This is a genomic window from Streptomyces sp. KR80 (assembly GCF_052245555.1).
Taxonomy (GTDB): domain Bacteria; phylum Actinomycetota; class Actinomycetes; order Streptomycetales; family Streptomycetaceae; genus Streptomyces.
The window spans coordinates 240,053-263,579 of sequence record NZ_JBQQCD010000005.1; the positions used below are offsets into that span (position 1 = coordinate 240,053).

Consider the following 23,527-nt stretch of genomic DNA (forward strand, 5'->3'; position numbering starts at 1 on the left):
CGCTCGCCGCGGGGGCGCTGGTTCAGGGGGAAGCCGGGGGATACAGGGCGCGGGGGAGGTGCGAGGCGGCCGGGGCGTCGAGGAGCCACAGCGTACGGCCGCGGCCGTACGCCCCTGCCGCGGGGACCTGGATCTCCCCGGCCCCGGAGAGGGCGATCGCTGCCGCGTTCGCCTTGTCCTCGCCAGCCGCGAGCAGCCAGACCTCGCGTGCGGCGCGGATCGCCGGAAGCGTGAGCGAGATCCGGGTGGGCGGCGGCTTGGGCGCACCGCGCACGCCGACGACGGTGCGCTCGGTCTCCCGCACGGCCGGCAGCTCCGGGAACAGCGAGGCGATGTGGGTGTCCGGCCCGACACCCAGCAGCAGCACGTCGAACTGAGGGACCGAGGCGTGGTTCTCCGGCCGCGCGGCGGCCGCCAGTTCGGTGGCGTACGCCTCTGCCGCCGCCTCCACGTCGTTCCCGTAGGGCCCGTCCGAGGCAGGCATCGGGTGCACCCGATGCGGATCGAGCGGTACGGCGTCCAGCAGCGCCTCGCGCGCCTGGGTGACATTGCGCTCGGGATCCCCCTCGGGCAGGAAGCGCTCGTCGCCCCACCAGAGGTCCAGCCGTGCCCAGTCGACCGCGTCCCGGGCCGGGGATTCGGCGAGCGCCGCCAGCAGCCCGTTGCCGTTGCGGCCGCCGGTGAGCACCACTGACGCGGAGCCGCGGGCGGCCTGGGCGTCCACCACTTTCGTGATCAGCCGGGCCGCCGCAGCCCTGGCCATCAGCTCCTTGTCCCGGTGGACGACGACCTGCGGGGTGCTCACGTCGCCCTCTCCCTCCCCGCCCGGTCCGCCGCGTTCGCCTGCGCCGCCGGGCCCCCAGGTGCCGCCGGCTCCGAGGCTTCCGCGGCCTCGGCGCCATTCGGGGAGGCCGTGCCCCCGCCCGGCTCGATCACGGCCTTGCCCAGCTTGCTGACCCCGAACTTGACCGCGGACGCGTACGCCTCGTCCGGGTCGAGCCGCCGCAGCTCCTCGGCGATCAGCTCGGCGGTGTTCCGCCGGTGCAGGGCCACATGCCGGTCGGGCTGGCCGGGCATCGCCAGCTCCGCCAGCGAGCCGTCAGCCCGGTCCAGGCAGATCGTGCCGTCGGCGGTCTCCAGCCGTACGGCCGTCAGTCCCGGCCCCTCGGACACCGTCCGCTCGACGGGCACGCCCAGCCGGTCGGCCAGCCACAGCGCGAGCAGCTCGCTGCTCGGGTTGTACGCCTCCCCCTCCACCACGGCCGAGGTGATCTCGGAGTGCTTCTGGTCCAGGGCGGCCGCCAGCACGCTCCGCCACCCGGTGATGCGGGTCCAGGCCAGGTCCGTGTCGCCCGGGGTGTAGGTCCTGGCCCGCTGGGCCAAGGTCCCGACCGGGTCCTCGGTCGCCGCCGCGTCGGTGATCCGGCGCGCCGACAGCTGCCCGAGCAGGTCCTCGTGCGGGTCCTCGGGGGCGTCCTCCGGCCACCACACGACCACCGGAGCGTCCGGCAGCAGCAGTGGCAGCACGGCCGAGTGGGCGTGGTGGGCGAGTTCGCCGTGCAGGCGGAGCAGCACGGTCTCCCCGCTGCCGGTCTCGCCCCCGGCCCGTACCTCCGCGTCCAGCCGGGCCATGGCGCGGTCGCGGGGCGAGCGCCCCGGCCGCTTGATCACGACGAGGATGCGGGAGGGGTGTTCCTTGGACGCCTCTCGTGCGGCCCGCAGCGCGTCGTAGTGGCTGCCCTCGTCGGTGACGATGACGAAGGTGAGCACCATGCCGATGGCCGGCGTCCCGGTCGACCGGCGGGCCCTGACCAGCGCGGCGTTGATCTGGCTGGACGTGGTGTCCGTGAGATCGATGTTCATGGCCGGCGCCAGCTCCGTCCATCTCGTGCGAGCATCTCGTCCGCGGCCTTCGGCCCCCAGGTCCCCGCGGTGTACTGCTCGGGCTTGCCGTGCGTGTCCCAGTACTCCTCCACGGGATCGAGGATGCGCCAGGACTCCTCCACCTCCTGGTGGCGGGGGAAGAGGTTCGCGTCGCCCAGCAGCACGTCGAGCAGCAGCCGTTCGTACGCCTCGGGGCTGGTCTCGGTGAAGGACTCGCCGTACGCAAAGTCCATCGTCACGTCCCGGATCTCCATCTGGGTGCCCGGGACCTTGGAGCCGAACCGGATGGTGACGCCTTCGTCCGGCTGGACCCGGATGACCAGGGCGTTCTGTCCCAGCTCCTGAGTGTCGGTGGCGTCGAACGGCGAGTGGGGTGCGCGCTGGAAGATCACCGCGATCTCGGTCACCCGGCGGCCGAGCCGCTTCCCTGTCCGCAGGTAGAAGGGGATGCCCGCCCAGCGGCGGTTGTCGATCTCCAGCTTGATCGCGGCATAGGTGTCGGTGCGCGAGCCCGGGTCGATGCCGTCCTCCTCGAGGTAGCCGAGCACCTCCTCGCCGCCCTGCCAGCCGTGCGCATACTGGCCGCGCACGGTGTGCTCGCCCAACTCCCTCGGCAGTTTGACGGCCTTGAGGACCTTCAGCTTCTCGGTGACCAGCGCCTTGGCGTCGAAGGAGGACGGCTCCTCCATGGCGGTCAGCGCAAGCAGCTGGAGCAGGTGGTTCTGGATCACATCGCGGGCGGCGCCGATGCCGTCGTAGTAGCCGGCGCGGCCGCCGATGCCGATGTCCTCGGCCATCGTGATCTGTACGTGGTCGACGTACGACCGGTTCCACAGCGGCTCGAACATCGTGTTGGCGAAGCGCAGCGCCAGGATGTTCTGGACCGTCTCCTTGCCCAGATAGTGGTCGATCCGGAACACGTCGACCGGACGGAAGACCTGGTGGACGACCTGGTTGAGGCCCTGCGCGCTCTTCAGGTCGTGCCCGAACGGCTTCTCGATGACCGCGCGCCGCCAGGAGTCGGCCGGGGCGTCGGAGAGGCCGTGCCTCTTGAGCTGTGTCACCACCATGGGGAAGAACTTCGGCGGGACCGACAGATAGAAGGCGAAGTTGCCGCCCGTACCGCGCGACTTGTCCAGCTCTTCGATCGTCGACCGCAGCCTTTGGAACGCCTCGTCGTCGGAGAACTCGCCGGGTACGAAGCGGAAGCCCTGGGCAAGCTGCTGCCAGACCTCCTCGCGGAACGGCGTCCGCGCGTGTTCCTTGACCGCGTCGTGCACGACCTGTGCGAAGTCCTCGTGCTGCCAGTCGCGGCGGGCGAAGCCCACCAGGGAGAAGCCCGGCGGCAGCAGTCCGCGGTTGGCCAGGTCGTACACGGCAGGCATCAACTTCTTACGGGACAAATCGCCCGTGACGCCGAAAATGACCAGGCCGGACGGCCCCGCGATACGCGGGAGCCGCCGGTCCCGTACGTCACGCAGCGGGTTGTCGCCACGCGCGGACAGCAGGGTCAATTCACGCCTCCGAAGGAGCGCGGCGCTTCAGCTCCGCCTCGGTGGACTTGAGCAGCTCGTTCCAGGACACCTCGAACTTGTCGACGCCCTCGTCCTCGAGGAGCTGCACGACCTCGTCGTACGAGATGCCGAGTCGTTCGAGGGCGTCCAGGTCGGCCCGGGCCTGCTCATAGCTGCCGCGGACGGTGTCGCCCGCGATGTCCCCATGGCCGGCGACGGCCTCCAGGGTGGCCTCCGGCATGGTGTTCACGGTGCCGGGGGCGACCAGCTCGTCGACGTACAGCGTGTCCTTGTACGCCTTGTCCTTGACGCCGGTGGAGGCCCACAGCGGACGCTGCCGGTTGGCGCCGGCCTTCTCCAGCGCAGCCCAGCGGTCGCTCGGCGGGGTCGATCCGTCCACCGAGCCGAACACCTCCTCGTACGCCTGGTAGGCGAGCCGGGCGTTGGCGATGGCCGCCTTGCCCCGCAGCTTCTTCGCCTCCGGGGTGTCCAGGGCGTCGAGCCGCTTGTCGACCTCGGTGTCCACCCGGGACACGAAGAAGGACGCGACCGACTCGATCCGGGAGATGTCCAGGCCCGCGGCGTTGGCCTGCTCCAGCCCGGACAGGTAGGCGTCTATCACCGCGCGGTAGCGATCCAGCGAGAAGATCAGCGTGACATTGACGCTGATGCCCTTGGCGATGGTCTCGGTGATCGCCGGGAGGCCCGCCTGGGTGGCCGGGATCTTGATGAAGGTGTTCGGCCGGTCCACCAGCCAGGCCAGCTGCTTGGCTTCGGCGACCGTGGCCCGGGCGTTGTGCGCCAGGCGCGGATCGACCTCGATGGAGACCCGGCCGTCGCGGCCGCCGGTGGCCTCGAAGACCGGGCGCAGCACGTCCGCCGCGTCCCGGACGTCCGCGGTCGTGATCATCCGGAGGGCTTCCTCGACCGTGACCTGGCGGGCGGCGAGGTCGGAGAGCTGCTGCTGGTAGCCGTCACCGGCGGCGATCGCCTTCTGGAAGATCGTCGGGTTCGTGGTGACCCCGGCCACGTGCTGCTCGTCGATCAGCTCGGCGAGGCCGCCGGAGGTGATGCGCTGGCGCGACAGGTCGTCCAGCCAGATCGCCACGCCGCTGTCGCTGAGGCGCTGGAGTGCGTCTGCCATGAGAGTGGTGTCTCCTCTAGTCGTATACGAGCGTCAGCGACCGGCGGCCGCGAGAGATTCCCGTGCGGCGGCCTCGACGGCGTCGGCGGTCAGGCCGAACTCGCGGAACAGCACCTTGTAGTCGGCGGAGCCGCCGAAGTGCTCCAGCGAGACGATCCGGCCGGTGTCGCCGACGTAGCGGTGCCAGGTCAGGCCGACTCCGGCCTCGACCGCCACCCGGGCCTTCACCGATGGCGGCAGCACGCTGTCGCGGTACCCCTGGTCCTGCTCCTCGAACCACTCGACGGACGGCATCGAGACGACGCGGGCGGGGACACCGGTGGCCTGGAGGCGCTCCCGCGCCTGGACGGCGAGCTGTACCTCGGAGCCGGTGGCGATGAGGAGCACCTCGGGCGCGTCGCCCTCGGCCTCGAGCAGTACGTAACCGCCCCTGGCTGCATCCTCGTTGAACTCGTACGTCGGCACGTTCTGCCGGGTCAGGGCCAGGCCGTGCGGGGCGGGCGAGGCGCTGTGCCGGCGCATGATCTCGCGCCAGGCGACTGCGGTCTCATTGGCGTCGGCCGGGCGGACCATGGTCAGGCCCGGGATGGCGCGCAGGGCCGCCAGGTGCTCGACCGGCTGGTGGGTCGGGCCGTCCTCGCCGAGGCCGATGGAGTCGTGCGTCCAGACGTAGGTGACCGGCAGCCGCATCAGCGCGGCCAGCCGGACGGCCGGGCGCATGTAGTCGGAGAAGACGAGGAAGGTGCCGCCGTAGATGCGGGTGTTCCCGTGCAGCGCGACACCGTTCATCGTCGAGCCCATGGCGTGCTCGCGGATGCCGAAGTGGATGGTGCGGCCGTACGGGTTCGCCTCCGGCAGCGGGCTGTCCGCGGGCAGGAAGGACGACGAGGCGTCGATGGTGGTGTTGTTCGAGCCCGCGAGGTCGGCGGAGCCGCCCCACAGCTCGGGGATCACCCCGCCCAGCGCCTTGAGGACTTCGCCGGACGCCTTGCGGGTGGCGACGTCCTTGCCGGCCTCGAAGATCGGAAGCTTCTGCTCCCAACCCTCGGGCAGCTCGCCCGCCGCGATGCGGTCGAACTCCGCGGCCCGCTGCGGGTTGGCGTTCCGCCACTCCTGGAACTGCTTGTCCCACGCCGCACGTGCCTCGCGGCCGCGGTCCAGCGCCTTGCGGGCGTGCGCGATGACCTCGTCGTCGACCTGGAAGTACTGCGCGGGGTCGAAGCCGAGCACCTCCTTGGTCGCGGCGACCTCCGCCTCACCGAGGGCGGAGCCGTGAGCGGCCTCAGTGTTCTGCGCGTTCGGGGCGGGCCAGGCGATGATCGTGCGGGCGGCGATGATCGACGGCCGATCGGTCTCGGCCTGTGCCGCCTTGAACGCCGCGTACAGCGCGGCCACGTCGAAGTCGCCGTTCGGGGCCTGTTCGACGCGCTGGACGTGCCAGCCGTAGGCCTCGTACCGCTGCAGTACGTCTTCGGAGAGCGCGGTCGCGGTGTCGCCCTCGATCGAGATGTGGTTGTCGTCGTACAGGGCGACGATGTTCCCGAGCTTCTGGTGGCCCGCCAGCGAACTGGCCTCCGCTGAGATGCCCTCCTCCAGATCGCCGTCGGAGACGATCGCCCAGATGGTGTGGTCGAACGGGGAGGAGCCCTGCGGGGTGTCGGGGTCGAACAGGCCGCGCTCGTAGCGGGCGGCCATCGCCATGCCGACCGCGTTGGCCATGCCCTGGCCGAGCGGGCCGGTGGTGGTCTCCACGCCGGTGGTGTGGCCGTACTCCGGGTGGCCCGGGGTCTTGCTGCCCCAGGTGCGGAACGCCTTCAGGTCGTCCAGCTCCAGGCCGAAGCCGGCCAGGTAGAGCTGGATGTAGAGGGTCAGACTCGTGTGACCGCACGAGAGGACGAACCGGTCGCGGCCCGTCCAGCCCGCGTCCGCCGGGTCGTGCCGCATCAGCTTCTGGAAGAGCAGGTACGCGGCGGGAGCGAGGCTCATGGCCGTGCCCGGGTGGCCGTTGCCGACCTTCTGCACGGCGTCCATGGCCAGGACGCGGGCGGTGTCGACGGCGCGCCGGTCCAGTTCGGTCCACTCGAGGTCTGTGGTGGTCGGATGCGTGCTCACCCTGGGTCAGGGCTCCTCTCCACAATGTCGAATGCCGGTGACTTTGTGCACACCGGGCGCTGTTGAGCCTACCCTCGCCGGAACCGCACCCTTTTCGGCCGTCCACGGGTCGGGATCCGGCGCGACCGGATGGGCGGAAAAACGCAACCGGATGAGCGCCGGATCGGGCGTCCGACGCTACGGATATACGTGCTCCGGCCGCTCCCGTCTCAGGTGAGCGGCGACTTTCCGCGGACTTCCGGTAGGCGCCCCGCTCCGCCCGGCGGGCGTGTTCTTACGAGGCGCTGGCGGTACTACCCTCGGTGCCGCCCCCTCGCGCCCGTGCCCATGAGGGGCGGTGGACAACACGACCCACCCCGGCGGCGAGGGCGGTATCCGCTACGTCTAGAGTGGCGTGGTACGCGCAAGTCTTTACCGGCCCTTCATCTCCGGTGCTTGCTGGTCTGTGCCCGCGGCGCGAGCCGCTGAGGTCGCTATACAGGGGTGTGCGTGACGGCCGTCGATTCCCGTCCTGCGGGTGGGGGCACGCCCCCTGGCTGCGCCGGGGGGACCCCCACCCCTGCCCGAAGGGTTGTGGGGGAGCTCCCGGAAGGTCCCGGTCACCGGCCGTTCGGTGCGCGGGTCAAGGCGTTCGTGGCACTCACCAAGCCGCGGATCATCGAGCTGCTGCTGATCACCACCGTCCCTGTGATGTTCCTCGCCGAGCAGGGCGTGCCCGACCTCGGGCTGGTGCTCGCCACGTGCATCGGCGGCTACCTCTCCGCGGGCGGCGCTAACGCGCTCAACATGTACCTCGACCGCGACATCGACGCGCTGATGGACCGCACCGCGCAGCGACCGCTGGTGACCGGAATGGTCACGCCGCGCGAGGGGCTGGTCTTCGGCCTCGCCCTCGCCGTGATCTCCACCTTCTGGTTCGGCCTGCTCGTCAACTGGCTCTCGGCGGCCCTCTCCCTCGGGGCTCTGCTGTTCTACGTGGTCGTCTACACGATGATCCTCAAGCGGCGCACCGCCCAGAACATCGTCTGGGGCGGCATCGCCGGCTGCATGCCGGTCTTCATCGGCTGGTCCGCGGTGACGAACTCCCTCTCCTGGGCGGCGGTCGTCCTCTTCCTCGTCATCTTCTTCTGGACGCCGCCGCACTACTGGCCGCTGTCGATGAAGGTGAAGGCGGACTACGCGCGGGTGGGCGTGCCCATGCTCCCGGTCGTCGCCGCCAACACCGTGGTCGCCCGGCAGATCGTGCTCTACAGCTGGGTGATGGTCGGCGTCTCCCTGCTGCTGTGGCCGCTGGGGTACGTCGGCTGGTTCTACCCCTTGGTCGCGGTCGCGGCAGGCGGCTGGTGGCTCCGGGAGGCGCACGCCCTGCAGGCTCGCGCCAAGGCCGGGACCACGGGCGCGAAGCTCAAGGAGATGCGGCTGTTCCACTGGTCCATCACCTATGTCTCGCTGCTCTTCGTCGCCATCGCGGTGGACCCCTTCCTGCGCTGAACCCCCGGTCGGTCGGACACGTACCGACCACCCGGCGAACGCGAGCGCGGGCGTGGCCGAAGCCACTCCCTGGGGGCACCCCCAGCGTTAGCTGGGGGACCGTCGACGGTTGACCTACCTGCCGGTAGCATCGGGACCATGGCAGACACCACGCAGGCCGGCGAGAGCGCACTGGACTCCGGTGCCGAGCGCCGTGCGACCCGGCTCGCGAAGCAGATCACGCACTTCGCCAAGAGCCACGGCGGCAGCGCCGAGGGCCAGCTCGCCTACCTCGGCCAGATGGGCACCCGCATCGTGCTCGTCGGCGAGGACGGAACCTGGGGCGACCTGGTGGCCCCCAGCCATGCGATCGCCGAGCGCGCCGCCGGGCTGTCCGGGATCACGCTCCACGAGTCCTTCGACGGCGAGTTCGCGGCCAAGGTCCGCACCGGTCCGTACGAGTGGACGCGCATGGCAGGGATCCAGGTCGGAGGCCCCGGCAACACCTGAGGTACCGCCCGCCCGTTAGACCGTTACGACGGTTCCGACGACAGGGGCGGGCGCTGTGATCGAATTGCCACTGCTGGTGGATCAGCACTGCCACGGCGTGCTGCGCACCGAGCTCGGCCTCGGCACCTTCGAGGCCTATCTCACGCAGTCCACGGCTCCCGCCGCATCCGGCACCACCTTCTTCGACACCCAGACCGGCTTCGCCGTTCGCCGCTGGTGCCCGCCGCTGCTCGGGCTCGAGCCGCACAGTCCGCCAGCCCTCTATCTCGCGCGCCGCCGCGAACTCGGCGTCCTGGAGACCGGCCGGAGGCTGCTGCGCTCCACCGGCATCGGCACGTATCTGGTGGACACCGGACTGACCGGCGACCTCACCGAACCGGCCGAACTCGCCGCCGCGGGGGACGCCGCGGCGTTCGAGATCGTGCGCCTGGAGCTGCTGGCCGAACAGGTCGCCGACACCTCGGGGACCGCCGACGACTTCATGACCAACGTCGCGGAAGCGGTGCACGGAGCCGCGCTGTCCGCCGTCGGCTTCAGCTCCGTCGCGGGCTGCCGGCACGGGCTCGCGTTCGCACCGGAGCCGCCCGGCCCCGGAGAGGTGCGCCGGGCCGCCGGCCGTTGGCTGGCCGACCGCCGCGAGCAGCGAAGAGCGGCGCGGGTGGGGGATTCCCTCCCGGACGTGGGTCTCTTGGGCCCGGCGGCCCAGGTGGAGGTCCCCCCGGCGCTAGCTGGGGGAGTTTCCCCAGGGGGAGGCAGCCGGGGCGTAGCCGCCTTCGGACGGATTCCGGTGCAGGCGTCCGGGGAAGCCGTCTGGGGGAGCGGCCGGACAGGAGGGCCCGGTCCGCGGACCGGCGAGGCCGGGCGGCTCACCGATCCCGTGCTTCTGCGCCATCTGCTCTGGACGGCGGTGGCGACCGGGCGCCCGCTGCAGCTGCACGGCGGGGTCGGAGCACCCGAGCTGCGCATCGACCGTACGGACCCGATGCTGCTCACCGACTTCGTACGGGCGACGGCCGGGCTGGGCACGGACCTGGTGCTCCTGCACGGCTACCCCTACCACCGGCAGGCCGCATGTCTGGCCGACGTCTTCCCCCACGTCTACGCGGACCTCGGACCCGCACTCGCCCGCACCGGGTCACGGGCGCGCACCGTCCTGGCGGAGGCCCTGGAGCTGGCGCCCTTCGGGAAGCTGCTCTTCTCCACCGGCGGGCACGGGCTGCCGGAGCTGCACGTGGTCGGGGCGCGCCTGTTCCACGAAGCGCTCGGCAGTCTGCTGGCCGAATGGGTCGCCGAAGGCGTCTGGTCGCGTACCGACGCCGAGCGGGTCGCAGGCCTGATCGCGGCGGGCAACGCACGTCGGGTGTACGGGCTTGCGGACCGCTCAGACGGTCGCGGGAACCGCTGAACCCTCCTGCGCGGGACCCGGTGTGCCGAACTCCGTGACCGACCGCTCGCGCAGCGACAGCAGCAGGCGGACCACGGCGATCCACACCAGGCAGGAGCCGAGCATGTGCACGCCCACGAGAACCTCGGGCAGCTCGGTCAGATACTGCGCATAGCCGATGGCGCCCTGCGAGAGGAGGACGAGCAGCAGGTCCCGGGTACGGGCCTGCGGGACGCCCGGAGCGTCGACCACGCGCAGCACGATCCACAGCAGGGCAGCCAGTCCCACAACTGCCCAGGCCGAAGCGGCGTGCAGCCGGGCGACGGTCTCCCAGGGGACCTGGATCCGCTCCACCTCACTGCTGTCGCCCGCGTGCGGGCCGGCCCCCGTCACCACGGTGCCGATCAGCACAAGGACGGCCGTCACCGCGGCGAGGGTCCAGGCCAGCTGCCGAACCCGCGGGCCCACCAGCGGCCGTGGGGAGGCGTCGCCCTCGCGGGTGCGCTGCCAGGTCACCGTCGTGAGCGTGATCAGAATGGTGGCCAGGACGAAGTGGCCCGCGACGGAATAGGGGTTGAGCCCGGTTTTCACTGTGATGCCGCCGAGCACGGCGTTGCTCAGCACCACCCAGAACTGGGCCCAGCCGAGCCGGGTGAGGCTGCGCCGCCAGGGCTTGCTCGCACGGGCCGCGATGATCGACCAGCCAACCGCCGCGCAGAGCACGTACGTCAGCATGCGGTTGCCGAACTCGATCGCCCCATGCAGACCCATCTCGGGGGTGGCGACCAGACTGTCGTCGGAGCATCCGGGCCAGGTGTCGCACCCCAAGCCGGAGCCGGTGAGCCGGACGGCGCCCCCGGTGACCACGATGACCACGCTCATCACCAGGGCGGCGAGGGCGGCCCGCTGGAGCGTCCGGGGGGCCGGGGCCCAGCGGTGGGCGATGAAGGCGAGGGGGTTTCGCACGGCTTCGAGCAACTTCGGCACGGGCTCATCGTAGGGGGCGGCTTGTGCATGCATTCACGAGGGTCCGTGAAGAGGGTCCGTGTCGAGGGGCAGGAGCGGCGCTGCGGCCGACCAAAGGGCGAACGGGTGAGTGGCTTCCCGCTCTACTCCCAGCGGAAGAAGCGCGCCGCCGCGCCCAGGCCCAGCGCCGCCCAGCCGGCCAGGATCCCCAGGTCGCCCCACGGCATACCGGCACCGCCCTGCAGCACGTCGCGCAGGCCGTCCGACAGAGCCGAGATCGGCAGCAGCCCCAGCACGTCCCGCACCGCGTCCGGGAACTTCTCCAGCGGTACGACGACTCCGCCGCCGACCAGCAGCAACAGGAAGACCAAGTTGGCCGCGGCCAGGGTGGCTTCGGCCCGCAGCGTCCCGGCCATCAGCAGCCCCAGCCCCGAGAAGGCGGCCGTTCCCAGGACGAGCAGCAGCAGGACGTACAGCACGCTGCCGGGGCCGTGCGGGGACCAGCCCAGTGCGAAGGCCACCGTCGTCAGCAGAGCGATCTGCAGCCCCTCGGTGACCAGCACCGACCCCGTCTTCGCCGTCATCAGCGCCCAGCGCGGCAGCGGCGAGGTGCCGAGCCGCTTCAGCACGCCGTACCGCCGCTCGAAGCCCGTGGCGATGGCCTGCCCGGTGAAGGCGGTGGACATGACGGCGAGCGCGAGTACGCCGGGGGCCAGGAAGTCCACGGCCTTCCCCTCGCCCGTGTCGACGATGTCGACCGCGCTGAAGAGCGTCAGCAGCAGCGTCGGGATCACCACCGTGAGCAGCAGCTGCTCTCCGTTGCGCAGCAGCATCCGGGTCTCCAGAGCCGTCTGCGCGGCGATCATCCGTCCCAGGGGCGCCGCCCCCGGCCTCGGGGCGAACGTGCCGGTCGCGGTCATGCGCGCAGCTCCTTGCCGGTCAGCTCCAAGAACACGTCCTCCAGGGTGTGCCGCTCGACGGAGATCCGGTCCGGCAGCACGCCGTTCTGCGCACACCAGGAGGTGACGGTGGCCAGCAGCTGTGGGTCGACCTTGCCGGTCACCCGGTACGCGCCGGGCGTGAGTTCGGCGGCAGCCGTGTCGGCGGGCAGGGCCGTGAGCAGCGCGGCCAGGTCGAGTCCGGGCCGTCCGGTGAAGCGGAGACTGTTCTCCGCGCCGCCCCGGCACAGCTCCTCGGGGGATCCCTGGGCGACGACCTTCCCGCCGTCGATGATCGCGACATCGTCGGCGAGCTGCTCGGCCTCGTCCATGTAATGCGTGGTGAGGACGACCGACACGCCGTCCGCGCGCAGCTCGCGCACCAGGTCCCAGGTGGCGTGCCGGGCCTGCGGGTCGAGGCCGGCCGTCGGCTCGTCGAGGAAGACCAGCTCCGGGCGGCCGACGACGGCCATGGCGAGCGCGAGCCGTTGCCGCTGGCCGCCGGAGAGCCGGCGGTAGGCCGTACGGCCGCAGCTGCCGAGGCCGAGGCGCTCGATCAACAGGTCCACGTCGACGGGGTGGGCGTGGAGGCCGGCGATATGGCGCAGCATCTCCTCGGCACGAGCTCCCGCATAGACCCCACCCGATTGGAGCATCACGCCGATGCGGGGGCGCAGGGCCGCCGCGTCGGCGATCGGGTCGAGACCGAGCACCCGGACCGTCCCGTCGTCCGGGCGGCGGTATCCCTCACAGATCTCGACGGTCGTGGTCTTCCCGGCGCCGTTGGGGCCGAGGACCGCGGTGACGCCCCCCGCCGCGACGGACAGGTCGAGGCCGTCGACCGCGATCGTGCTGCCATACCGCTTGACCAGGCCCCGGACCTGGACGACGGAGTCTCCCCCGGGGGTCCTGGGGGCACCCCCCGCCGTAGCTGGGGACGGATCCCCCGGGAAGACGCTGCGCATGCCGGGGAGTCTACGAACCGGTGGCGGGTGCCGGGCCAGGCACCCCTTGCCGACGGCCGGAAACCCGGAATTAGGTAACCCTTAGTGACGGAGCACACCCCGACCTCGGCAGATCGCGGCTTGGCGCAAGCCCAGGAATTACGCAACAATGGCGTTGTGAAATACGTTGGCGAGGCTCAGGGGACGACGGCGGCCGGGACGGCCGCCGGGTCCGTGACGCCTGCCGTCGCGTCTTTCGGCGACGACGGCCAGCGCAGCACCCGTAACCGGGTGGCCCGCTCGATCCTCGACCACGGTCCCTCGACTGCGGCCGAGCTCGCCCAGCGGCTGGAGCTGACCCAGGCCGCGGTCCGCCGACACCTGGACTCGCTGGTGTCCGATGGCGTCGTCGAGCCCCGTGAACAGCGGGTCTACGGCTCGCGCGGCCGCGGCCGCCCGGCGAAGGTGTTCGCCCTCACCGACTGCGGGCGGGACGCCTTCGACCAGGCCTACGACACGCTCGCCGTCGATGCGCTGCGCTGGATCGCGCAGATCGCGGGCGGAGGTGAGAAGGGCGACGCCGCGGTCGCGGCGTTCGCCCGCGCCCGTATGGCAGCCCAGGCCGAGGGTTACCGCGAAGCTGTCGACCGTGCGGCCCCCGAGGACCGCACCGAGGCCCTGGCCGAGGCGTTGACCGCGGACGGGTACGCTGCCACGGCGCGCAGCGCGCCGCGTCCGCACCAGGGTGAGCAGCTCTGCCAGCACCACTGCCCGGTCGCCCATGTCGCCGAGCAGTTCCCGCAGCTGTGCGAGGCGGAGACCGAGGTCTTCTCCCGCCTGCTCGGCACACATGTCCAGCGGCTGGCCACCATCGCCCATGGCGACGGGGTGTGCACCACCTTCATCCCGAAGGCCGGCAGCCCCAGATTCACCAGCAAGACCACTACAGCATCTGCAAGCACGGCCGGGAGGAACCCCGTATGACTCTCCCCACGGAGACTGCCCACCCCGAGCTCGAGGGGCTGGGCACCTATGAGTACGGCTGGGCCGACTCCGACGTCGCCGGCGCTTCCGCGAAGCGCGGTCTGTCGGACGAGGTCGTCCGTGACATCTCCGCGAAGAAGTCCGAGCCCGACTGGATGCTGAAGCTGCGTCTGAAGGGTCTGCGTCTGTTTGGCAAGAAGCCCATGCCCAACTGGGGCTCCGACCTCTCGGGCATCGACTTCGACAACATCAAGTACTTCGTCCGCTCCACCGAGAAGCAGGCCGCTTCCTGGGAGGAGCTGCCCGAGGACATCAAGAACACCTACGACAAGCTGGGCATCCCGGAGGCCGAGAAGCAGCGCCTGGTCGCCGGTGTCGCCGCCCAGTACGAGTCCGAGGTCGTCTACCACAAGATCCGCGAGGACCTCGAGGAGCAGGGCGTCATCTTCCTGGACACCGACACCGGTCTCCGGGAGCACCCCGAGCTCTTCAAGGAGTACTTCGGCACCGTCATCCCCGCGGGTGACAACAAGTTCGCCTCGCTGAACACCGCCGTGTGGTCGGGCGGCTCCTTCATCTACGTGCCGAAGGGCGTGCACGTGGAGATCCCGCTCCAGGCCTACTTCCGGATCAACACCGAGAACATGGGCCAGTTCGAGCGGACGCTGATCATCGTCGACGAGGGCGCCTACGTCCACTACGTCGAGGGCTGCACCGCGCCGATCTACAAGTCGGACTCGCTGCACTCCGCGGTCGTCGAGATCATCGTCAAGAAGAACGCCCGCTGCCGCTACACGACCATCCAGAACTGGTCGAACAACGTCTACAACCTGGTCACCAAGCGCGCCGTGGCCTACGAGGGCGCGACCATGGAGTGGGTCGACGGCAACATCGGTTCCAAGGTCACGATGAAGTACCCGGCCGTCTACCTGATGGGTGAGCACGCCAAGGGCGAGACCCTGTCCATCGCCTTCGCGGGCGAGGGCCAGCACCAGGACGCCGGCGCCAAGATGGTCCACATGGCCCCGAACACCTCGTCGAGCATCGTCTCCAAGTCGGTGGCGCGCGGCGGCGGCCGTACCTCCTACCGCGGTCTGATCGAGATCGGCGAGGGCGCCGCGGGCGCGAAGTCCAACGTGCTGTGCGACGCACTGCTCGTCGACACGATCTCCCGCTCGGACACCTACCCGTACGTGGATGTGCGCGAGGACGACGTGTCCATGGGCCACGAGGCGACCGTCTCCAAGGTCAGCGAGGACCAGCTGTTCTACCTCATGAGCCGGGGCCTGGAAGAGAACGAGGCCATGGCGATGATCGTGCGCGGCTTCGTCGAGCCGATCGCCCGCGAGCTGCCCATGGAGTACGCGCTGGAGCTCAACCGGCTGATCGAGCTGCAGATGGAGGGCGCGGTCGGCTGACTTCCCCGGCTACCGCCCCTGGCGGTAGCGGGGGAGTGCCCCCAGGTCCACCCGATGCAGCACTGTTTTCTGACGTAAGAGAGAGAGCACGACGACAGCCATGGCTGAGGCTCAGAACATTCCGGCGGGTTCCACCACCTCCGGATCCATCGCGGTGGCCGCCGAGTCCACCATCGCCACCCGGATGAGTGCACCGCCGTCCTTCGACGTGGCGGACTTCCCGGTGCCGCACGGCCGCGAGGAGGAGTGGCGCTTCACTCCGCTCGAGCGGCTGAAGGGCCTCCACGACGGCACCGCCGTCGTGGCCGGCGGCGGCATCAAGGTCGAGGTCAGCGCGCCCGACGGCGTGACGGTCGAGACCGTGGGCCGTGACGACGCCCGGGTGGGCCGGGCCGGCAGACCGGTGGACCGGGTCGCCGCGCAGGCGTTCTCCGGCTTCGAGAAGGCCTCGGTCGTCTCGGTGCCCAAGGAGGCCGTGCTGAAGGACCCCATCCGGATCGCCGTGCACGGCGTGGGCGGCACCGCCTTCGGCCACCAGGTGATCGAGCTGGGTGCCTTCGCCGAGGCCGTCGTCGTGATCGACCACACCGGCGACGCCGTGCTGGCGGCCAACGTCGAGTACCACCTCGGCGACGGCGCCAAGCTGACCGTCGTATCCGTCCAGGACTGGGACGACACCGCGGTGCACGCCGGACAGCACACGGCGCTGGTGGGCCGCGACGCGTCCTTCAAGTCCGTCGTGGTGACCTTCGGCGGTGACCTGGTGCGCCTGCACCCCCGCGTGGAGTACGCGGGCCCGGGCGGTGAGGCCGAGCTTTACGGCCTGTACTTCACCGACAACGGCCAGCACCAGGAGCACCGGCTCTTCGTCGACCACCAGGCGCCGAACTGCCGCAGCAACGTCGCGTACAAGGGCGCGCTGCAGGGCCAGGACGCGCACGCCGTGTGGATCGGCGACGTGCTGATCGAGGCCTCCGCGACGGGCACGGACACCTACGAGCTGAACCGCAACCTGGTGCTCACCGACGGCGCCCGGGTCGACTCGGTCCCCAACCTGGAGATCGAGACCGGTGAGATCGTCGGCGCCGGCCACGCCTCGGCGACCGGCCGCTTCGACGACGAGCAGCTGTTCTACCTGATGGCGCGCGGCATCCCGGCCGAAGAGGCCCGCCGCTTGGTCGTCCGCGGCTTCTTCGCCGAGCTCGTCCAGCAGATCGGCCTGCCGGACCTCGAGGAGCGCCTGATCGCCAAGATCGAGGCCGAGCTGGAGGCGTCCGTCGCATGACAGCCGAAGGCTTCGTCCGCGTCTGCGCGCTGAGCGAGCTCGAAGAGGACACCCCCAAGCGGGTCGAGCTCGAGGGCACGCCGGTGTCGGTCGTCCGCACCGACGATGACGTGTTCGCGATCTACGACATCTGCTCGCACGCGAACGTCTCGTTGTCCGAGGGCGAGGTCGACGACTGCACCATCGAGTGCTGGCTGCACGGCTCGCGTTTCGACCTGCGGACCGGCAAGCCGACCGGCCTGCCCGCCACCCGCCCCGTCCCCGTATACCCCGTAAAGATCGAAGGAGAGGGCCCAGACGCATCTGTGCTCGTCTCCGTCACCCAGGAGTCCTGAGGTACCCATGGCAACGCTTGAGATCCACGACCTGCACGTCTCCGTCGAGGCCGAAGCCGGCCCCCGCGAGATCCTGCGCGGCGTCGACCTGACCGTGAAGCAGGGCGAGACGCACGCCATCATGGGCCCCAACGGCTCCGGCAAGTCCACCCTGGCGTACTCCCTCGCGGGTCACCCGAAGTACACGGTCACCCGTGGCACCGTGACGCTGGACGGCGAGGACGTCCTGGAGATGTCCGTCGACGAGCGCGCGCGGGCCGGCGTCTTCCTCGCCATGCAGTACCCGGTCGAGGTCCCCGGCGTCTCCGTGTCCAACTTCCTGCGCACCTCCGCGACCGCGATCCGCGGCGAGGCCCCCAAGCTGCGCACCTGGGTGAAGGAGGTCAAGGAGGCCATGGAGCGCCTCAACATCGACCCCGCCTTCGCCGAGCGCAACGTCAACGAGGGCTTCTCCGGCGGTGAGAAGAAGCGCCACGAGATCCTCCAGCTCGAGCTGCTCAAGCCGAGGATCGCGATCCTCGACGAGACCGACTCCGGACTGGACGTCGACGCCCTGCGCGTCGTCTCCGAAGGCGTCAACCGAGTACACGAGAGCGGCGAGGTCGGCACCCTGCTGATCACCCACTACACGCGCATCCTGCGCTACATCAAGCCCGACCACGTGCACGTCTTCGCGAACGGTCGGATCGCCGAGTCCGGTGGCGCCGAGCTCGCCGACAAGCTCGAGGACGAGGGCTACGAGGCATACACGAAGGGTGGCGCATCCGAGTGACAGAGCTGCCGGGCCTCCTCGACACCGAGGCGATCCGCAAGGACTTCCCCATCCTGGACCGCCTGGTCCACGACGGGAAGAAGCTCGTGTACCTGGACAACGCGGCGACCTCGCAGAAACCGCGCCAGGTCCTCGACGTGCTGAGCGGGTACTACGAGAGGTACAACGCGAACGTCCACCGCGGTGTGCACGTCCTCGCCGAGGAGGCCACGGCGCTGTACGAGGGCGCGCGCGACAAGGTCGCCGCCTTCATCAACGCGCCGAGCCGCGACGAGGTGATCTTCACCAAGAACGCCTCTGAGTCGCTCAACCTCGTGGCGAACATGCTGGGCTGGGCCGACGAGCCCTACCGCGTGGACCATGAGACCGAGATCGTCATCACCGAGATGGAGCACCACTCCAACATCGTGCCGTGGCAGCTGCTGGCGCAGCGCACGGGCGCGAAGCTGAAGTGGTTCGGTCTCACCGACGACGGCCGGCTCGACCTGTCCACCATCGACGAGATCATCACCGAGAAGACCAAGGTCGTCTCGTTCGTGCTGGTCTCCAACATCCTGGGCACGGTCAACCCGGTCGAGGCGATCGTCCGGCGGGCCCAGGAGGTCGGCGCGCTCGTCGTGGTCGACGCTTCGCAGGCCGCGCCGCACATGCCGCTCGACGTCCAGGCCCTGCAGGCCGACTTCGTGGCCTTCACCGGCCACAAGATGTGCGGCCCGACCGGCATCGGGGTGCTGTGGGGCCGGCAGGAACTGCTCGAGGACCTGCCGCCGTTCCTCGGCGGCGGCGAGATGATCGAAACCGTCTCGATGCACTCCTCGACGTACGCCCCGGCGCCGCACAAGTTCGAGGCGGGCACGCCCCCGATCGCGCAGGCGGTGGGCCTCGGCGCGGCTGTGGACTACCTCTCCTCGGTCGGCATGGAGGCCATCCAGGCCCATGAGCATGCCATCACCGAGTACGCGGTGAAGCGCCTGCTGGAGGTCCCCGATCTGCGGATCATCGGCCCCACGACGGCCGAGGACCGCGGCGCCGCGATCTCCTTCACGCTCGGCGACATCCACCCGCACGACGTGGGCCAGGTGCTCGACGAGCAGGGCATCGCGGTTCGGGTCGGGCACCACTGCGCGCGGCCGGTCTGCCTGCGGTACGGAATTCCCGCGACCACGCGAGCGTCGTTCTATCTGTACTCCACGCCGGCCGAGGTGGACGCCCTGGTCGACGGGCTGGAGCACGTACGGAACTTCTTCGGGTAGAGGGGTCGCTCGTGAAGCTGGATTCGATGTACCAGGACGTCATCCTGGACCACTACAAGCACCCGCACGGGCGGGGGCTGCGGGACGGGGACGCCGAGGTGCACCACGTCAACCCGACGTGCGGCGACGAGATCACCCTCCGGGTCCGGTACGACGGCACCACCGTCGCGGATGTGTCGTACGAGAGCCAGGGCTGTTCGATCAGCCAGGCCAGCGCGTCCGTGCTCAACGAGCTGGTGGTCGGCAAGGACCTGGCCGAGGCCCAGAAGATCCAGGAGACCTTTCTGGAACTGATGCAGTCCAAGGGCCGGATCGAGCCGGACGACGCGATGGAGGAGGTGCTGGAGGACGCCGTCGCGTTCGCCGGCGTCTCCAAGTACCCGGCCCGCGTGAAGTGTGCTCTGCTGAGCTGGATGGCATGGAAGGACGCCACCGCCCAGGCGCTGGGCGAGGGCGCTGCGAAGGAGACCGTATGAGCGAGACCACGACCAAGCCCGCCAGCGAAGAAGAGGTCCGCGAGGCCATGATGGACGTCGTCGACCCCGAGCTGGGCATCGACGTGGTCAACCTGGGCCTGGTGTACGGCATCCACATCGACGAGTCGAACGTCGCCACGCTGGACATGACGCTGACGTCCGCGGCCTGCCCGCTGACCGATGTGATCGAGGACCAGGCGAGGTCCGCGACCGAGGGCCTCGTCAACGAGCTCCGGATCAACTGGGTCTGGATGCCGCCGTGGGGCCCGGACAAGATCACGGACGACGGCCGGGAGCAGCTGCGGGCGCTCGGCTTCAACGTCTGAGGCGCACGACGATGGCCGCCCGGGAACGGGCGGCCATTGCACTGCCCCGCAACGCCCTGAGCGGCGCCGTGGCGGGTGGGGGGCGTCGCATTCCGGCAGACTGGCGGGCATGGCTCTTTCGCTGTATCAGATCGCCGTCGACGCCCGTGATCTACGAGGACTCGCCCACTTCTGGTGCCAGGCCCTGGACTGGAAGGTGCTCTACGACGACCCCGAGGAGGTCGTCATCGGCGCGGACGGGAACGCCTGGCCGGGCATGGTCTTCCTGCCCGTGCCGGAGCGCAAGACGGTCAAGAACCGGCTCCATCTCGACCTCAGCCCGGACGACCAGGAGGCCGAAATCGAGCGGCTGCTGGCGCTCGGGGCGCGCCGGGTGGACGTCGGACAGGGCAGGGACGTCACCTGGGTCGTGCTGGCCGATCCGGAGGGGAACGAGTTCTGCGTGCTGCGCCCGAAGACATCGCTCAGCGCCTGACGGGCGAGGGGCTGTGTACGGTCGTACGCAACGCTGTGTACGCTCGTCCACATGATCTGGCTGACGCTGGCCTCCGCGATCGTCGCCGAGGTCCTGGGCACCACTGCGATGAAGTACAGCGACGGATTCACCAAGCTGTGGCCGTCCCTGGGCACGGCGGTCGGATACCTGATCGCCTTCATCCTCCTGGCGCAGACCCTCAAGACGATGTCCGTCGGGACCGCGTACGCCGTCTGGTCCGGGGTCGGCACGGCGGCCATCGCCGCGATCGGCATGGTCTTCCTCGGTGAAGCGGCGAGCGCCGCCAAGCTCATCGGCATTGTGCTGGTGATCGTCGGCGTCCTCGTGCTCAACCTCGGCGGGGTCCACTGATGACGCCACCGCCGACCCGTAGATACGACCCCGACCGCCGGCAGCGCATCATCGACGCGGCGATACGGGTGGTGGCGGAGCGCGGCATCGAAGGCCTCAGCCACCGGTCCGTCGCGGCCGAGGCCGACGTCCCCCTCGGGTCCACCACCTACCACTTCGCGACCCTGGACGATCTGCTGGTCGCGGCCCTGCGGAAGGTCTGTGTGGAGCCGCCGACCGCGATCGAGGGCTGGCACCGCCACCTCGGGAAGGACGCCCCTCTCGCGGAGCGGCTCGCCGATCTCCTCGAGGCGGCCATGACGGGAGACCGCGGCCGCATTCGCCTCGAGTACGAGCTCTACCTCGCGGCCCTGCGCCGGGAGGCCCTGCAGCCGGTGGCCGCCGAGTGGCTCGACGCGGCGGTCGGGACGCTCGGCCGCTACACCGCCGACGAGGCGACCGCCCGCGTACTGATCGCCCTGATCGACGGCCTGATGCTGCAACTCCTGCTCTCCGGCCGGCCGTTCGATCGCGCCGAGGCCCGCCGGGCGCTGGCCCGCGTCATCGGCGACTGATCCCCGGGCGGCGCGCTCGTGGCAGTGCCTGGGCTGCTGGGGCCACGGCGCGGGGCGTCGCCCTCGCGTCGCACGGGCTTCGCCGCGCGGTCGGTCGGTGGCTGCGGCGCCGGGTATGCGCCCGTAAGCGGCCCGTACAACCCGGGGGGCCGCTTCCGCCGCGGCGGGGGAGCTGATCACGTCTGATCGATGAGACCGGTTCGCCTCGGCGGGGCGCGGCCGGTTAGGTTTCGAGCATGACCGACACGACTGCTCACAGCACCACCGGCGCCGTCGCCGCCGGCCTCGCCACCGTCGCCGCCGACGGCACTGTTCTCGACACCTGGTTTCCGGCCCCCGAGCTCGTCGCCGACCCGGGTCCTGCCGGGACCGAGCGGCTGCAGCCCGAGCGTGCGGCCGAGCTGCTGGGCGAGGCCGCCCCCAAGGCCCTCGGCCCGGACCCGCGCCGCGGTGTCGAGGTCGTCGCCGTGCGTACGGTCATCGCCTCGCTCGACGACAAGCCGCTCGACGCGCACGAGACCTACCTCCGGCTGCACCTGCTCAGCCACCGCCTGGTCAAGCCGCACGGCCAGAGCCTCGAGGGCATCTTCGGCCTGCTCGCCAACGTCGCCTGGACCAACCTCGGCCCGGTGGCCGTGGACGACGTCGAGAAGGTCCGTCTTGCCGCCCGCGCCGAGGGCCTGAACCTCGTCGTGACCAGCATCGACAAGTTCCCGCGGATGACCGACTACGTCGCCCCGTCCGGAGTCCGGATCGGCGACGCCGACCGGGTCCGCCTCGGTGCCCACCTCGCGTCCGGTACGACTGTGATGCACGAGGGCTTCGTCAACTTCAACGCCGGCACCCTCGGCACCTCCATGGTCGAGGGCCGGATCAGCGCGGGCGTCGTCGTCGGCGACGGCTCCGACATCGGCGGCGGCGCATCGATCATGGGTACCCTCTCCGGCGGCGGCAAGCAGATCGTCTCGATCGGCGAGCGCTGCCTGCTCGGCGCCCAGGCCGGCATCGGCATCGCGCTCGGTGATGACTGCATCGTGGAGGCCGGCCTCTACGTGACCGCCGGCACGCGGGTCACGCTGCCCGACGGCAAGATCGTCAAGGCGCTGGAGCTGTCCGGCGCCCACAACCTCCTCTTCCGCCGCAACTCCACCACCGGCACGGTCGAGGCGCTGCAGCGCAGCGGCTCCTGGGGAGGCCTCAACGAGGCCCTGCACAGCCACAACTGATCATGCAGGGCCGCGCCGCCGGGTGCGGCCCTGCACAGAGCGCCCTCTCACGGCCCGGCCATGGGCCATGAGAGGGCGCTCTCGTGTGCGTTCCGACGTTTCTCAGTCTCGGTCGCGTTGGTGACGGAGGAGGACGACTCCGTTGCCGAAGGTCCGGGTCTCGGCGAGCCGGAGCGGGGTCTCGGCGTAACCCGATGCCGGGAACAGGGGTTTGCCCTCTCCGATGAGGACCGGATGGACGTAGATCCGGTACTCGTCGATCAGGTCGTGCTGCCTGAAGGCCGCGGCGAGATCGGCACCGCCGAGCGCCAGATCCCCGCCCGGCTGCGCCTTGAGCGCCATGATCTCCTCGACGACGACGTCTCGCTTGATGGTGGTGTTCCAGTCGGCCCGCTCCAAGGTCCTGGAGAACACGATCTTGGGCATGTCCCGCCAGATGCCGGCAAACTCCACCATGGGCCCGGTACTTGCGGGATCGGAGTCGGCGGTCGGCCAGAAGCCGGCCATGAGCTCGTGGGTGACCCGTCCGCTCAGGAGGCCGCCCATCGCCCTGACCTGCTCGTTGACGTAGCTGTGCAGCTCGTCGTCGACCCGGTGCCAATCAATCTGGCGGTCCGGTCCCTCGATGAAGCCATCGAGGGACACCGACATCATCAAGATGATTTTTCTCATCGCGGTCCTCGCTGAAGTCCCAAGGGGGTCGGTTCGCGGTTCATTGCAGCACGTCGGCGGACGGAACCTAGGAGGGCCGGGCGTAGGGGCGAGTCAGGATCTCCATGTTGTGGCCGTCAGGGTCGTCGAAGTACGCCCCACGGCCGCCGAAGAGATGGTTGATCCGGCCGGGCTCGGTGTGGCTGGGGTCGGCGTAGTACGTGACCCCGGCCGCCTCGATCCGGCCCAGCATGACGTCGAACTCCTCGTCGGAGACAAGAAACGCGTAATGCTGCGGCGCGAACGGCATGTCGGTGCTCTCGTAGAAGTCGAGCGTCACGCCGTTGCTGGTCTCCACGGGGATGAACGGACCGAACGGGGCGCCGACCTCCAGCCCCAGGATGCCGGCCAGAAACTCGGCCGAGGCCTGCTTGTCCTTGGCCTGGACGACGGTGTGGTTGAGCTCTACTGCCATCACGGTCCTCTCGCCAACTTTGGTGCTGCCAATCCACCCGAACAACGTAGTTCTCGTGG

25 protein-coding genes are annotated in these 23,527 nt (G+C 70.3%); 15 read left to right on the forward strand and 10 right to left on the reverse strand.

Annotated elements, in window-relative coordinates; all coding sequences use genetic code 11:
* Positions 1-22: 22 nt before the first annotated feature.
* Genes pgl through tkt form a run of 5 tightly spaced genes read right to left on the reverse strand, consistent with a single transcriptional unit; the run spans position 23 to position 6,654 of the window.
* On the reverse strand, positions 23-805 hold the full coding sequence (pgl, locus tag ACTWQI_RS10615; protein WP_443269530.1) for a 6-phosphogluconolactonase: 783 nt from the start codon (positions 803-805) through the stop codon (positions 23-25).
* A complete protein-coding gene (gene opcA, locus ACTWQI_RS10620; protein ID WP_443269531.1) occupies positions 802-1,863 on the reverse strand; it encodes a glucose-6-phosphate dehydrogenase assembly protein OpcA in 1,062 nt (353 codons plus the stop codon). The genes pgl and opcA overlap by 4 nt, the downstream gene beginning before the upstream one ends.
* Positions 1,860-3,389: a glucose-6-phosphate dehydrogenase gene (zwf, locus tag ACTWQI_RS10625; RefSeq protein ID WP_443269643.1), complete on the reverse strand. Its 1,530-nt coding sequence runs from the start codon at positions 3,387-3,389 to the stop codon at positions 1,860-1,862. The genes opcA and zwf overlap by 4 nt, the downstream gene beginning before the upstream one ends.
* A gap of 10 nt (positions 3,390-3,399) precedes the next feature.
* Entirely contained in the window at positions 3,400-4,542 is a 1,143-nt protein-coding gene (tal, locus tag ACTWQI_RS10630) for a transaldolase (RefSeq protein WP_443269532.1), read from the reverse strand.
* A 33-nt stretch (positions 4,543-4,575) separates the two neighbouring features.
* Positions 4,576-6,654 (reverse strand): transketolase, encoded by a 2,079-nt coding sequence (gene tkt / locus ACTWQI_RS10635; protein WP_443269533.1) that lies wholly within the window; start codon positions 6,652-6,654, stop codon positions 4,576-4,578.
* 489 nt (positions 6,655-7,143) lie between these two features.
* On the opposite strand from tkt, the gene ACTWQI_RS10640 reads away from it, so the two are divergent.
* The 3 genes from ACTWQI_RS10640 to ACTWQI_RS10650 all read left to right on the forward strand — a co-directional run bounded on the left by ACTWQI_RS10640 (position 7,144) and on the right by ACTWQI_RS10650 (position 10,039).
* A complete protein-coding gene (locus tag ACTWQI_RS10640; protein ID WP_443269534.1) occupies positions 7,144-8,145 on the forward strand; it encodes a heme o synthase in 1,002 nt (333 codons plus the stop codon).
* Between the two features lie 138 nt (positions 8,146-8,283).
* Positions 8,284-8,634 carry a hypothetical protein gene (locus tag ACTWQI_RS10645; RefSeq protein WP_443269535.1) on the forward strand — a complete coding sequence of 117 codons (351 nt, stop codon included), beginning with the start codon at positions 8,284-8,286 and terminating at the stop codon, positions 8,632-8,634.
* A 55-nt stretch (positions 8,635-8,689) separates the two neighbouring features.
* A complete protein-coding gene (locus ACTWQI_RS10650) occupies positions 8,690-10,039 on the forward strand; it encodes an amidohydrolase family protein (protein WP_443269536.1) in 1,350 nt (449 codons plus the stop codon).
* Here ACTWQI_RS10650 and ACTWQI_RS10655 read toward each other — a convergent pair.
* The 3 genes from ACTWQI_RS10655 to ACTWQI_RS10665 form a co-directional block, all read right to left on the reverse strand.
* A complete protein-coding gene (locus tag ACTWQI_RS10655; protein WP_443269537.1) occupies positions 10,016-11,005 on the reverse strand; it encodes a COX15/CtaA family protein in 990 nt (329 codons plus the stop codon). The genes ACTWQI_RS10650 and ACTWQI_RS10655 overlap by 24 nt on opposite strands.
* Positions 11,006-11,127: 122 nt before the next feature.
* Positions 11,128-11,904: an ABC transporter permease gene (locus tag ACTWQI_RS10660; protein WP_443269538.1), complete on the reverse strand. Its 777-nt coding sequence runs from the start codon at positions 11,902-11,904 to the stop codon at positions 11,128-11,130.
* Entirely contained in the window at positions 11,901-12,887 is a 987-nt protein-coding gene (locus ACTWQI_RS10665; RefSeq protein WP_443269539.1) for an ABC transporter ATP-binding protein, read from the reverse strand. The genes ACTWQI_RS10660 and ACTWQI_RS10665 overlap by 4 nt, the downstream gene beginning before the upstream one ends.
* Before the next feature lie 156 nt (positions 12,888-13,043).
* Between ACTWQI_RS10665 and ACTWQI_RS10670 the strand changes: the two genes are divergently transcribed.
* From ACTWQI_RS10670 to dapD, 12 genes are all read left to right on the forward strand, one after another.
* Positions 13,044-13,850 carry a helix-turn-helix transcriptional regulator gene (locus ACTWQI_RS10670; RefSeq protein ID WP_443269540.1) on the forward strand — a complete coding sequence of 269 codons (807 nt, stop codon included), beginning with the start codon at positions 13,044-13,046 and terminating at the stop codon, positions 13,848-13,850.
* A complete protein-coding gene (gene sufB / locus ACTWQI_RS10675; protein WP_443269541.1) occupies positions 13,847-15,268 on the forward strand; it encodes a Fe-S cluster assembly protein SufB in 1,422 nt (473 codons plus the stop codon). The genes ACTWQI_RS10670 and sufB overlap by 4 nt, the downstream gene beginning before the upstream one ends.
* 100 nt (positions 15,269-15,368) lie before the next feature.
* Positions 15,369-16,553, forward strand: a complete 1,185-nt coding sequence (gene sufD / locus ACTWQI_RS10680; protein ID WP_443269542.1) for a Fe-S cluster assembly protein SufD — start codon at positions 15,369-15,371, stop codon at positions 16,551-16,553.
* The gene (locus tag ACTWQI_RS10685; RefSeq protein WP_443269543.1) at positions 16,550-16,888 is read left to right on the forward strand and encodes a non-heme iron oxygenase ferredoxin subunit; all 339 of its coding nucleotides are present in this window, start codon (positions 16,550-16,552) and stop codon (positions 16,886-16,888) included. Before sufD ends, ACTWQI_RS10685 begins: the two co-directional genes overlap by 4 nt.
* A 7-nt stretch (positions 16,889-16,895) precedes the next feature.
* Entirely contained in the window at positions 16,896-17,660 is a 765-nt protein-coding gene (gene sufC, locus ACTWQI_RS10690) for a Fe-S cluster assembly ATPase SufC (protein ID WP_443269544.1), read from the forward strand.
* Positions 17,657-18,913 (forward strand): cysteine desulfurase, encoded by a 1,257-nt coding sequence (locus ACTWQI_RS10695; protein WP_443269545.1) that lies wholly within the window; start codon positions 17,657-17,659, stop codon positions 18,911-18,913. Before sufC ends, ACTWQI_RS10695 begins: the two co-directional genes overlap by 4 nt.
* Before the next feature lie 11 nt (positions 18,914-18,924).
* Entirely contained in the window at positions 18,925-19,389 is a 465-nt protein-coding gene (gene sufU, locus ACTWQI_RS10700; RefSeq protein WP_443269546.1) for a Fe-S cluster assembly sulfur transfer protein SufU, read from the forward strand.
* Entirely contained in the window at positions 19,386-19,715 is a 330-nt protein-coding gene (locus tag ACTWQI_RS10705; RefSeq protein WP_443269547.1) for a metal-sulfur cluster assembly factor, read from the forward strand. Before sufU ends, ACTWQI_RS10705 begins: the two co-directional genes overlap by 4 nt.
* A gap of 109 nt (positions 19,716-19,824) precedes the next feature.
* Positions 19,825-20,190, forward strand: a complete 366-nt coding sequence (locus ACTWQI_RS10710; RefSeq protein WP_443269548.1) for a VOC family protein — start codon at positions 19,825-19,827, stop codon at positions 20,188-20,190.
* 51 nt (positions 20,191-20,241) lie between these two features.
* Positions 20,242-20,562: a DMT family transporter gene (locus ACTWQI_RS10715; RefSeq protein ID WP_443269549.1), complete on the forward strand. Its 321-nt coding sequence runs from the start codon at positions 20,242-20,244 to the stop codon at positions 20,560-20,562.
* Entirely contained in the window at positions 20,562-21,116 is a 555-nt protein-coding gene (locus tag ACTWQI_RS10720) for a TetR/AcrR family transcriptional regulator (RefSeq protein WP_443269550.1), read from the forward strand. The genes ACTWQI_RS10715 and ACTWQI_RS10720 overlap by 1 nt, the downstream gene beginning before the upstream one ends.
* 236 nt (positions 21,117-21,352) lie before the next feature.
* The gene (dapD, locus tag ACTWQI_RS10725) at positions 21,353-22,342 is read left to right on the forward strand and encodes a 2,3,4,5-tetrahydropyridine-2,6-dicarboxylate N-succinyltransferase (protein WP_443269551.1); all 990 of its coding nucleotides are present in this window, start codon (positions 21,353-21,355) and stop codon (positions 22,340-22,342) included.
* A 102-nt stretch (positions 22,343-22,444) separates the two neighbouring features.
* Here dapD and ACTWQI_RS10730 read toward each other — a convergent pair whose 3' ends face one another.
* A complete protein-coding gene (locus ACTWQI_RS10730) occupies positions 22,445-23,014 on the reverse strand; it encodes a dihydrofolate reductase family protein (RefSeq protein WP_443269552.1) in 570 nt (189 codons plus the stop codon).
* A 67-nt stretch (positions 23,015-23,081) separates the two neighbouring features.
* Positions 23,082-23,468, reverse strand: coding sequence for a VOC family protein (locus ACTWQI_RS10735; protein WP_443269553.1), 387 nt, complete (start codon positions 23,466-23,468; stop codon positions 23,082-23,084).
* Positions 23,469-23,527 lie beyond the last annotated feature (59 nt).